This is a genomic window from Microcoleus sp. PH2017_05_CCC_O_A (genome assembly GCF_020738785.1).
Lineage (GTDB): Bacteria > Cyanobacteriota > Cyanobacteriia > Cyanobacteriales > Microcoleaceae > Microcoleus.
This window is the reverse complement of record NZ_JAEQCB010000155.1, coordinates 1-11741: the sequence shown is the minus strand read 5'-3', so window position 1 is coordinate 11741 and position 11741 is coordinate 1. Positions and strand designations below refer to the sequence as shown.

Here is an 11741-nt window from a genome sequence, read left to right as displayed (position 1 = left end):
TTTGATGTCTGGTTTTCCTTGTTCTCCCTTCAATCGGTTGTTTTCATCTTTTAACCGTTGATTCTCTGATTCTAAGTCTTTGACTTTTAATTGTAATTGCTCTATTAGGTTCAGTAAGAGTTCTACTGTCTGACGCATTGATTGGTCTGCAATACCTGAGGGGTCGATGGTTTGCAGTATATTGGAGGATGACTTGTCTTGTGAAATAGTCTTTGGCGTCATGTGTCCTATTTTATAACACTTTGTGCACTCTGCTTACTTTTTTTCCTCTGCTACCCCGAATTATTGAGCGGATACTTTTTGTGGTTGTAATTTATTCATCTTTTTGTGACAATCAAGTATTGCATATAATTATATCATAACCTTGATAATGATTTAGGATTGCTATATCTCTTTGCCAGATGAGTTAGTGCGTTACATTGACCAGCGTGTAGAAATCGCAGTCGGCTAGTTGAGGTTTTATTGCAAGCATGGCGCAAACAACAAGAACAACAGGCAATGGTAGAAGCCTGTTTATTGCTGGATGAACTGAGCGATGAATTAACCGATGAGGATGAAGCATGGCAGCAAGCAGCGATTACCGACTGGGAAGCATCTGCTGGCTGGTGACTTTACTTTATACCCAGATCCCCGAATTCTTAAAGAAGTCGAGGATCTATCCCGTAGGAATTTTCTTATAGGTTGTTTTTGTTTTTATAGCGTTGACTGAATCTTGTTTCATTTCTATAAATCTCTTTTCGGCGAGTTCTTCGACCTGGGGAGTGTAGTCTTTTCTAGAAAATACAGGACTGATGAGTGTAGGATAGGCTTTGATCCCCACAGATTGTATTTGAGGATTTTCGATCATTTCTGAAGCTTGTTGTATCAGAAGATCGAAAGCCAGCTTATAACTATAAGCTTTTACCTCCGACAAGGATTGAAATTCAAAGGGATCTTTTATTCTGACAGCCCGAATAATAGGGCCAGTATCTACGCCTTCATCTACATAATGAACAGACGCTCCAGCAACTCGTTGAAATTCTTCGATATCACCACGAGATGCCATATTTTCGATAGCAAACATACCTCTTGCATAAGGAAGAACAGCAGAATGAGCATTAATAATGTTACCTTCTGTTAATTCAATCCACCAAGGACTAAGAATCTTATCCAAAAACACAAACATACAAATCTTACCTTCATTTTTACATTCTATTTGTAGCCACTCCTTCACTTTTTCACTATTTATAGTTTTACCTAAAAAGATACTTTTTTGAAATGAGTTTTGTGCCAATGCAGGTATTCCAAATAATCTTATCATAGCTTCTTCCGTCTTACTAAGTCCACCATATAATGTTTGGATTTCCTGTAGAGAATCACTTGTTAAAAGTTTTTCCTTCTGATGTAATTGATGAAATCGCTCTTTACTCTGGTGTGAAGCATCATTTTTATCATCTCGTATGAGAATACCTCTAAAAAATGGGTTTCCTTGGAATTTGGTGTACCATTGTGACACTAAATAAGTTGGATGAAAGCTATTTTCAGTCATTAAGAAAAAATTACAAGGCTGATTGTTTGTTTTCACGGTTAGTATGAACCTCTATTGATTTAAATTACAGTTTAGTTAACGGCTGCAAGCTGATAAACTTTCTTGATTTATATATCTATCAAAAAACTAATTTTTGATCGCTCCGATCAATTATCTTTCTAGTTGAATTTAATAATGTTTTGCTTTAATTTCTGGGACGTAGGGACAACATCAACACTGTACCAACAATACATAGTCCACCGATACCTTCAAAAAGACTCAGTGGTAAGCGAAGCCAAATAACTGATGCAGCTACAGCCGACAAAGGCTCTGCACTGGCTAATAAACTGGCTTCTGTAGGTGTAATGTATCGAAGACTGTCTATATAGAGATAAAAAGCGATTGCTGTGCCAAATACAATCACAAAACTTACTAACAAACCAGTAATTACAGACCAATGTTGACCTTGAATTTGCCAAGGAGAAGCGATCGGGCATAATGCAATACCTCCTATAATCATGCCCCACCCAATGATTACTTCAGAACCCCAACGTTGTAGCAAACCTGATGGATATAATGTGTAAAATGCAAGTGCAATTGCAGAACTTAATCCCCATGCTATTGATGTGCTGGAGACAGACAACTGGTGAACAGATCCATTTGTTACGAGAAGAAATGTACCTAACAGGGCAAATCCTAGGGCTATAAACTCTTGATAATTCGGAATTCGATTGTACTTTATTGCTAAGTAAACCATAATAAATAATGGAGCCTGATATTGCAATAAGGTTGCTGTAGCAGCATTACCGGTTTGAATTGCCACGAAATAGGTATACTGTACTCCCAACATACCAATAATTCCAAAAATCACTAATCGAATCCGATCTTTGGGATCGTGCCACACAGCAAAAACTTGATGGAAATTCTTTCGGAAACATCCAGTTATTAATAACAATATTCCTGAGATTAGCAGGCGCATTGTTACCAGCCAACCAGGAGTAAATCCCTCATCTTGAAAAAGCCTTTGTGCCACCGTACCAGAAAGTCCCCATAAGGTGGCCCCCACCAGCACCATAATAAGTCCCTTATAACGTAATAACTTAATCTTTTTTGAGTCAGATGTGAGCATAGTTGTTAATCATTCCTTCAAGCAATACAAATTTTTTGTAGTTTTTTTGTTCAGATACTTAACATTCTTATCTTCCATAATACTTGTGGAATGTCATTTTGAGATGAGGGGTACCCCCCCCCCATCCCAGAAGCAATAACATCATGATATTATTGATAGAGAAAGCTCGAAAGTATGTAAAACAAAAACATCACATAAACTGTTTCTTCTCCATCCAAGACTTTTAAGAAATTTATGAATTTTTACGATGCACCAGATACGGAAACACCCTTAATTTTGTCTGAGAATTTCAAATCATCTTGCTCAGGTTTGATGATATCTCCATTGATTGCTGAAAACTGTTTGGAACTGGTTCTCGACAAAGTTTTTTGTAAATTAAACAATTTTTTGTCTTTGAAAGCAGATATATTTTTGAAGGTTGAAGGATTTAATCCAGCAGGGTCTATCAAAATAAAACCTGCTATACGTATGATAGAGGCTCTCGAAGAAAAAGGAGAGATATCACCGGATCGTACCCATATTATCGAATCTTCGTCTGGTAACTTAGGAGTGGCGGCTAGCCTAGCTTGTTCGACTAAAGGATATCGCTTTACCTGTATCAGCGATCCAAACATTTCGTCTAGGAATGAGAAATATATAAAATTGTTCGGAGCCGAGCTTGTAATTGTTAAAGATAGAGATAAAAATGGAGGATTTTTAAATAGCAGAATTGATTTAATTAAGCGATTGCTTAAAGAAAATAAAAATTTATTTTGGCTGAATCAATATGCGAACTGCGAGAACAAAAATGCACATTATCTGAGTACAGCACATTCAATTTTTGAAAGCTTTTCAGAGGTTGATTACTTATTTATTGGTGCAGGTACTACAGGTACATTAATGGGATGTGCTGAATACATTAGAGATCGCAAGCTAAAAACAAAAGTTATTGCAGTTGATACCTTTGGCTCGGTTACTTTCGATTTACCTTCTAGTAAAAGATATATTCCAGGACTAGGTACAAGTCGAAAACCAGAATTGGTAGATAAAAGTCTAATTGATGATATTGTAGTAGTTAAAGAAGAGGACACGATAAAAATGTGTCGATATTTACTACGCGAAAAAACATTTTTAGTCGGAGGTTCGACTGGAACAGTTTTGGCAGGCATCAAAGCTTATGCACATAAACTGGATGCAGCGAAAAGTATAGTAGCAATAAGTCCTGATTTAGGAGAGAGCTACCTAGATACAATTTATGACGATCGGTGGGTTTCGGAACGCTTTCCTCATTGCCTTAACGCAATATAAAGACCAATAAAAATTAATTCCATGAAAACAAACACCATAGAGCAAAATTTTACAGTTATTTCTGGTTCAGTAGTTAATGAAATACTCCAAACTAACTATGCGAATGTAATTGATTTAGTTCAAAAAGCATATCTTACTCATGGAGACAAAAACACCATAAACCCAGATAGTTATTTTTTGAAATATCCAGAAAAGCCAGAAGCGAGAATCATTGCTTTACCTGCACATTTGGGAGGAGAATTCAATATTTCAGGGATAAAATGGATTGCCAGTTTTCCCAAAAATATCGCCCATGGAATCCCTCGTGCATCTGCGGTGATTATTCTCAATGATTATGAAACTGGATATCCAATAGCCTGTCTTGAAGGCTCGATTATAAGTGCTTCTAGAACCGCCGCTTCAGCAGTTTTAGCAGCCCAAAATCTTATCAAACCAAAAACAGTCAAAAGATTGGGGATTGTTGGATGCGGACTAATTGCTCGTTATGTCTTGAAATTTTTGCTAAATACTGGTTGGACAATATCTGCACTAGATTTGTTTGACTTAGCTGATGAGTACAGTATGGCGATGAAAGAGTATGCTCAAGAGAGAGGAATCAAGGAAGTTCAAATCTCATCGACCAAAGAAAACCTGATTTCATCTTGTGATTTGATTAGTTTTACTACAACGGCTGATGCACCATATATTGACGATATTAGTGTCTTTTCCCACAATCCAATTATTTTGCATTTATCTTTGCGAGATTTATCATCAAAAATTATTCTTGAGTCAAACAACATTGTCGATGATGTAGATCACTGTTTAAAATCTGCAACATCTTTGCATCTTACCGAGCAAGAAGTTGGAAACCGAGATTTTGTTACAGGAACTATCGATCAACTTATTCAAGGAAAACTCACTTTAGACATACACAAGCCAACCGTATATTCGCCATTTGGTATGGGAATCCTTGATCTTGCTGTTGCTTATTATGTATATCAAAGGGCAGTCTTGGAAAAAATAACTGTTTCCATTCCAGATTTTTTTTACGAACCCACACGAATATAGATAACATATCGATTGCTATGATCGATCGACTGCTGAGAGTTGATTGACTGTTGTGGGTCGATCGCACAGGAGCGATCGGAACCTCCATAACCCATTAAATTAGAGCTGTGTGACTTTTTTGAGTTCAATATTTTCCACTCCGTTTAAGTCATTTATTAGCTAGAACTATCAAGATAGGACTAAAGTCCTCACTACAAACTTTTTGGGGGGAGTTTTTAACAATTTCCCCCCTTCCCCTTCAGCTCTAAAAATCTCTCAATTGAGCAGTTGTCACGGCAACTTCCTTAACTTGGGAACCCCGGCGCACCTTCAGTTTCAAAATTTGACCGATTTGGCTATTTTCCACCAAATTTTGCAATTGTTCGGGTTGAGTCACTTTCTCGCCCTCAATTTGAACGATCGCATCTCCTTTCCGAATCCCGGCTTTCTCAGCAGGCGTATTGGGTACAACTCGCATCACCAATACCCCTGTAACTTCGGGCACAATCAAAGGAGCATTGGGGTCAGAATTATTCTCTCTGGCCATTTCCGGAGTCAAAGCAATCATCTGAATCCCCAAAAACGGATGGCTGACTTGTTCTCCCTTGGCTAACTGGGCGTAGATGGCTTTCGCTTTGTCGATCGGAATCGCAAACCCAATACCCATTGCATCCGCCCGAATCGCCGTGTTGATGCCAATCACTTCTCCTCTGCTGTTCAACAGCGGCCCGCCGGAATTGCCGGGATTGATGGCGGCGTCGGTTTGAATGAAATCGAGGCGCTTGTCGGGAATGCCGACGGCTGCGCTCGATCGCTTCAAAGTGCTAATAATGCCTAAAGTGACGGTATTGTCAAATCCGAGGGGGTTGCCCACGGCGATCGCCCAATCACCGACTTTCACCGCATCGGAATCTCCCAGTGCTGCCACGGGCAAGTTAACACCTTTGGTATTAATTTTGACAACAGCCAAATCTGTTACTTCGTCAGTACCTTGGACTTCTCCTGGAAATGTCCGGCCGTCATTTAAGGTGACAGTTACTCGATCGGCTTTGTCAACCACGTGAGCATTGGTTAACACAATCCCGTTTTTGTCAATGATGAAGCCAGAACCTTGACCCCGCAAGTGTTCTTGTCTGGGCGTCATGCTCCGCAAATCTTCTCCCAAAAATCTGCGGAAGAAGGGGTCTTCCATTAAGGGGTCGAGGTTGCGGCTGACAGTGCGCTCGGTATCAATCCGGACAACAGCAGGCCCGACTCGATCGACTGCCGCCGTCACAAAACTGCTGGTATCTGCCGCCACAGCCACCGGGAGTTCCGGGCTCCGCAGCGCTAGCATTTGCGGATTTGGGAGAGTTGCTGGGGAACTCCAATGTACTTGCTGCACGGCTTTTTTGGGCTGTTCCTGCCAGTTGGGCGGATTTTTGCCGTCTGCGGCAGAAGCGGGTGCAGCATTGATGAAGAGAGCGCTCAGGGCGATCGTCATTCCTAAGATGAGTCCGAACCAGCGATCGGTGCGGGGTGCGGAGCCAAAAAACTTAAATAGTCGCATAGCGTCAATATTGGGTAGTCTGGGTTATTCTAGTAAAGGCGTGCGATCGAGCGGAGTCAATAATCGCCCGCTATGAAGATCCTAAATATATTTAGCTGAAACAGCATTCATCCCCGCGCTCTACCTGTACAATCCGTGAGCGACGGGATGAATGCGCGATCGTCCGCCGATTGCACCCGCGCACAAGGCGCTCTCGTCACAGCCAGCGGGAGATGCGCGGGTGTATGAGCAGGCGAACAAAATCCCTTGATTGGTCTGTATCTGTGTTATCATATGTAAGCATTTTGTGATAAAAGCATCGTGTTAAAAGCAGTCAAAGTCAGAATCTATCCTACCCAAGAACAGCAGAGTCATTTGGCAGGGGCTTTTGGCTGTGTTCGATGGGTGTGGAATCAATCTCTGGCTACCATGTCCCAAACCTATAAGGAGACTGGGAAAGGTATATCGGCTTTGATGATGAAGAAACAGATTCCAGTATGGAAGACTGAGCATGAATGGCTCAAAGAGTGTTATTCGCAATGCCTCCAGTCCTCTGTACTTAATCTGTCCCAAGCTTTTATCAATTTCTTTGATGGCCGAACAGGATATCCGACCTTCAAGAAACGTCAAGGTAGACAATCAATGCAGTACCCTCAGAACGTTAAAATTCTGAGCGATACTGAGATTAAATTCCCTGGTAATCTTGGAGTGGTTGAGGCTAAAATTCATCGCGCTCTTGTTGGTAAATTAAGGACTGTGACGGTATCTAGAATGCCTGATGGTCGTTATTACGCCTCCCTACTGATGGATGATGGTATAGAAAACCCAGTCGCTAATGAAGATGGTAGAGCCATTGGTATTGACCTCGGTTTACTAGACTTTGTAGTTACATCTAATGGCTCGAAATACCAGAACCCTCGACATTTGAAGAAGCACGAACGTAACCTCAAACGCAAACAGCGTAAGTTATCCAGAAAAAAGGATCGAACTACCAACAGACGACGAAAGGCTTCAGGTGCTGTAGCCAAAGTCCACGGAAAAATAGCTAGAGTGCGTGAAGATTTCCGACACAAACTATCCCGTAAGATAGTTAACGAAAACCAAGTGATTGTGGTCGAGAATCTGGCAGTAAAGAACATGGTCAAAAATCACAATCTTGCCTTATCTATCAGTGATGCTGGCTGGGGAATATTCTGCACCATGCTTAAATATAAGGCAGAAGCAGAAGGCAAAGTCTATCTAGAAGTAGGTCGATTTTTTCCATCATCTCATCTGTGTTCTAATACTTTACTGTCGCTGCCAAAAATGGATCTATCTGTGCGTGAATTTGACTGTGCCCACTGTGGCAATCGACACGACAGAGACATTAACGCGGCAATCAATATTAAAAATGAAGGCTTACGGTTATTGACGTTGGGAACCAGCGTTACTGCCAAGGGAGGCAATGTAAGACCAAAACGATATGGGCAAAAATCCACTGTCGCCGAGGCTGTTGCCCTTGAACTTGGAAGCCCACACTCTACCCGCTTCGGGTAGAGTGTTGGGTCGTTCACACAGCTACAATACACGAGTCTGGAGCCAGCACAAACTCAACATATTCTCAATTCTAACGTGAAAAATTTCCCTAGTAATACCAGTTTCAAAAAAAGAATTAAACTGTAGTCCAGCGTTCTAAACCACTACGGAACAACTTATTCCCAAATCCCCAATCTCAAATCTCAAATCTCAAATCTCAAATCTCAAATGGCACAACCCTGATGATTATATCTGACACTTCTACTGACAAATCCGTACCCTCAAATTCCCACCACCACCATCACGACAATCAATCAGTCCACCCTCACCATCACGATGAAGAATCGATGCGACGGCTGGTTAATCGCTTATCTCGGATTGAGGGACACGTCCGGGGCATCAAAACCATGGTACAAGAAAACCGTCCCTGTCCCGAAGTTCTCGTGCAAGTTGCAGCAGTTCGAGGCGCGCTCGATCGCGTAGCAAGAATCATTCTTGACGAACATTTAACTCAGTGCATTGCCAGAGCCGCGAAAGAAGGCAATATCGATACCGAAATAGAAGAGTTGAAAGCTGCTTTGGATCGGTTTTTGCCTTAGTCGCTGCCATTTTTTTACATATACCAGCCCCGCCAGATGGTTAGGAAGTTCTGGCGTGCGCTTTCTTCATCCGATTAATTGCAAATAAAAGTCTCTCGCGACGATCGCTAAAGGCTGCCTTCTTCCTTCTTTTTCTCCTGAGGTAAGCCGTTATTGATGACTGATGACTGATGGTTGGGAAGTTCTGGCGCGCGATCGCTTTACTCATGCGATCAACTGCAAAGAAAAGTCTCTCGCGACGATAACTAAAGGCTGGCTTCTTCCTTCTTTTTATCCTGAAGCAAGCCGTTATTGATGACTGATGACTGATGACTGATGACTAATGACTTCTTCATTCTTCTATAACAAAACCTGCAAATTAGACACAACTTGCAAGTTATGAATTCGGGCGCATTGCTTAAGCATCTTTCACCAACCAGGGAAAACCATCAAATATTTTCCCCCTCAACCCAATCGGCACAACAGATAATTTATACGATCGGCAGTTGGTGAGAGCGATCTTAGTTCAAAAAGAAGTAGTGAGTTTTTAGTGACAACCAAAGTCATCAACAGCTTTAAACTCTGAGTATCAACAATTGGACGGTGATTAACCAGACTTGGGATGAACTGTCTATCTAAACTTTCGTCAACTTGCCTTTGAGCTGGTATCTGACTGTTGCGTAAACGGCCTTATAGGAAGCTTCTATGCTGTATTCCTGCTGCAACCACTCTTGAATTTCTCCATAGCTTTTAAAGCCTTTTTGGGGATCGCTGAGGCGCATTGCCAAACTAGCGCGGGCCAGAGGAGGAATCGCCGGCTTCCTGCCACCGCTGTGCTTGGTTTCCAGGAGTCCTTCAAGTCCATCAGATCTGTACTTTCTCAGCCACCGCTGCACAGTAATGCGGTTTACGCCGATCGTCATTGCCAATTCTTTAACTGTCTTAACGTGACAAATTTTGAACAGGTAAAGTGCTTGAATTTTTTGAAAGCCGCTTGCCGTTTTTTGTTCGGTTAACAGGCTTTTTAGTTCTTCTGTGGTCTCTGTGATGCTAAGTTTACATACTCCAGCCATATCAATTACCTCACGAGGATTCGCACTATACAATTGTTTTTTTTGACTGGGGAGAAAAATCTTCTCCCCTCCTAAATGCTCGCCTTTTGCTTGCCAAGAAAGGAATAGACAAGCTATCTCAATTAAACTTTTTCATGCCTGGACTTACTCAGATGCTCAGAAGCTTGTTTTTTTTTACCTGGAGCAAGGGCTGGAACGCGTCTTTTGGTGAAAGACCCGGTTTATGAGTCAGTTTGGTATTGGATGGCACAAGCATCATTGCTAATACTGATATCAGTTAACTGATCGACCGCAACATTAGCTGCAATAGTTGACTTTTAAGGAATACCATTTATTCTCTTTTTGTTAAACATATATCATGGTTTTTCTGGTGTTTTTTGGTAATTTTTGCGAATGTCTTGGCGATTTATAGCTAGCATATAACCTTGGTCTGTACGCTAGCTAGAAGCACATTTAGACACAGATTATCCTGCTCCCAGAAGTGTATTTCTGGCTTTCCCTTTGTGAGAAATCCTGAGACATTAGCACTCTGATGGGCCGAAGCGGATCGCGCCGAGTGACGGTGCAACCAACTTTCACGGCACGCGGGCAGGCCTCTGTGAAATTACTTGCTCGATCGCCAGTTGAGTAAAACACGTCTACCGTGGGATTGTCAAATTTTCAACATCACAGTACCACTATCGGCTATTTTCGCCTGCCTGTCGTGATCGAAAACGTTGCTTCTATGTGATACTACTAACATTAATTAGTGATCGTTATCACACAAATACTCAGTAACCTCAACTAGCCATAAAAAGTTATGGCCTCGATCGCACTTTCCAGCGAGAATTCTTTGATTTAGTTAGGAAGTACGATAACATTGACATTTTTGTTAAACATTTTTACCCAGGTGAACAAGCATCCTGTTTTGTCCTTCAACCTCCCCAAACGGTCTAGGGCAGTCTTGTACTGGGCGTGAATCTTTTAGCATCTCAAGTCTAAGTGCGACTCGTTGATTGGCAAATCACGGTAAACAGTCCGTACATAGCTAATCCAACTCTAACCAACAACGGAAAAGAGTTGAACTCTCGGAGATATACAGGTGAAAACCCTGTCCATCAGACTCGATGTGAACCCTTATCTGCCCACGATGACCCGACTCGGTTTCGGGAGGTCGAAGCTGGGAACAGGACGCAATCAGACAACCGTTGCGGATTGACACTGGCGTTAATAGGAAGTCCTCACGGTGAAACCGAGCCTAGAAAAGCAACCTATGGGTAAGCAGGGCGCAACTTTGAAAAGCCTGACTTGATTGGAGATATTCCCACCGCATCTTTAGACAATAGCGGTAAGAGTCCAGGGAATCCAATGGTTGAATTGGCTACACCTAACGGGACATAACAATCTCTCTGAGGGAACGAAGAAAAACGGATGGAAGGTCTAGGGGTGGTCGAACCCCGATGTAGGCTAGACGAGCAGCGGAACTCCTTCAATTCGGGTAGGATGCAGCGTAATTGCTGCAAGGTGTTCAGAAAATACAAATTGGAGCAGAGTATGGTTAGGCAGGATAGAAATATCACTGAATCATGGATAAATCTAAAGTGGAAGCAATTCCGTCAAGGTTTATTCCGCCTGCAAAAGCGCGTATTCAAAGCGGTTCAAGTTGGAGACAGGCGGAAAGCGCAGTCTTTACAGAAACTTATTCTGAAATCTCGTGCAGCTAGATTATTGGCTATTCGTCAAGTAACGCAGCTAAACAATGGTAAAAAGACGGCGGGTATTGATGGCAAAAAATCCCTCTCATTCGAGGAACGATTTGCACTTGAGTCAGTCCTCAAGACCAATTACAACAATTGGCATCACAGCAAGCTTCGGGAAATTCCAATTCCTAAAAAGGATGGGACAACCCGAATATTGAAAATACCTACCATAGCAGATAGAGCTTGGCAGTGCCTAGCAAAATATGCCTTAGAACCAGCCCATGAAGCCACTTTCCACGCTAGGAGCTACGGGTTTAGAACTGGAGTGCGATTCGTTGGGTAGAAACTAACCCTGAAATGGGTAGAGGATTACCCGCAAGCTACACAAGAATCTTCTCCCAAAAGAAGAGGCTTCGGCA

11 protein-coding genes are annotated in these 11741 nt (G+C 42.0%); 6 read left to right on the top strand and 5 right to left on the bottom strand.

The window, feature by feature from the left end:
* The first annotated feature begins 462 nt into the window (after positions 1 to 462).
* Positions 463 to 609: a hypothetical protein gene (locus JGK20_RS27565; RefSeq protein ID WP_293175479.1), complete on the top strand. Its 147-nt coding sequence runs from the start codon at positions 463 to 465 to the stop codon at positions 607 to 609.
* Between the two features lie 46 nt (positions 610 to 655).
* Here the strand turns inward: JGK20_RS27565 and JGK20_RS27560 are convergent, their stop codons facing one another.
* Entirely contained in the window at positions 656 to 1564 is a 909-nt protein-coding gene (locus tag JGK20_RS27560; RefSeq protein ID WP_293175481.1) for a formyltransferase family protein, read from the bottom strand.
* A gap of 148 nt (positions 1565 to 1712) precedes the next feature.
* Positions 1713 to 2636, bottom strand: coding sequence for a DMT family transporter (locus tag JGK20_RS27555; RefSeq protein WP_293232830.1), 924 nt, complete (start codon positions 2634 to 2636; stop codon positions 1713 to 1715).
* 234 nt (positions 2637 to 2870) lie between these two features.
* Here JGK20_RS27555 and sbnA point away from each other — a divergent pair, with 234 nt between their 5' ends.
* Positions 2871 to 3923 (top strand): 2,3-diaminopropionate biosynthesis protein SbnA, encoded by a 1053-nt coding sequence (gene sbnA, locus JGK20_RS27550; RefSeq protein ID WP_293191570.1) that lies wholly within the window; start codon positions 2871 to 2873, stop codon positions 3921 to 3923.
* Positions 3924 to 3944: 21 nt separating this feature from the next.
* Positions 3945 to 4970 (top strand): 2,3-diaminopropionate biosynthesis protein SbnB, encoded by a 1026-nt coding sequence (gene sbnB, locus JGK20_RS27545; protein ID WP_293175487.1) that lies wholly within the window; start codon positions 3945 to 3947, stop codon positions 4968 to 4970.
* Positions 4971 to 5214: 244 nt separating this feature from the next.
* Here sbnB and JGK20_RS27540 read toward each other — a convergent pair whose 3' ends face one another.
* Positions 5215 to 6498, bottom strand: coding sequence for an HhoA/HhoB/HtrA family serine endopeptidase (locus JGK20_RS27540; protein ID WP_293175489.1), 1284 nt, complete (start codon positions 6496 to 6498; stop codon positions 5215 to 5217).
* 300 nt (positions 6499 to 6798) lie between these two features.
* On the opposite strand from JGK20_RS27540, the gene JGK20_RS27535 reads away from it, so the two are divergent.
* Together JGK20_RS27535 and JGK20_RS27530 are read left to right on the top strand one after the other, a co-directional pair.
* Positions 6799 to 8013 (top strand): RNA-guided endonuclease TnpB family protein, encoded by a 1215-nt coding sequence (locus JGK20_RS27535; RefSeq protein ID WP_293207527.1) that lies wholly within the window; start codon positions 6799 to 6801, stop codon positions 8011 to 8013.
* Between the two features lie 221 nt (positions 8014 to 8234).
* On the top strand, positions 8235 to 8591 hold the full coding sequence (locus JGK20_RS27530) for a metal-sensitive transcriptional regulator (RefSeq protein WP_293175491.1): 357 nt from the start codon (positions 8235 to 8237) through the stop codon (positions 8589 to 8591).
* A gap of 40 nt (positions 8592 to 8631) precedes the next feature.
* Here JGK20_RS27530 and JGK20_RS27525 read toward each other — a convergent pair whose 3' ends face one another.
* Both JGK20_RS27525 and JGK20_RS27520 read right to left on the bottom strand, forming a co-directional pair.
* Positions 8632 to 8799: a hypothetical protein gene (locus JGK20_RS27525; RefSeq protein WP_293175493.1), complete on the bottom strand. Its 168-nt coding sequence runs from the start codon at positions 8797 to 8799 to the stop codon at positions 8632 to 8634.
* 406 nt (positions 8800 to 9205) lie between these two features.
* Entirely contained in the window at positions 9206 to 9643 is a 438-nt protein-coding gene (locus JGK20_RS27520) for a helix-turn-helix domain-containing protein (protein ID WP_293175495.1), read from the bottom strand.
* 1533 nt (positions 9644 to 11176) lie between these two features.
* Here JGK20_RS27520 and JGK20_RS27515 point away from each other — a divergent pair.
* Entirely contained in the window at positions 11177 to 11665 is a 489-nt protein-coding gene (locus JGK20_RS27515) for a reverse transcriptase N-terminal domain-containing protein (protein WP_325315938.1), read from the top strand.
* The last annotated feature ends 76 nt before the right edge of the window (positions 11666 to 11741 follow it).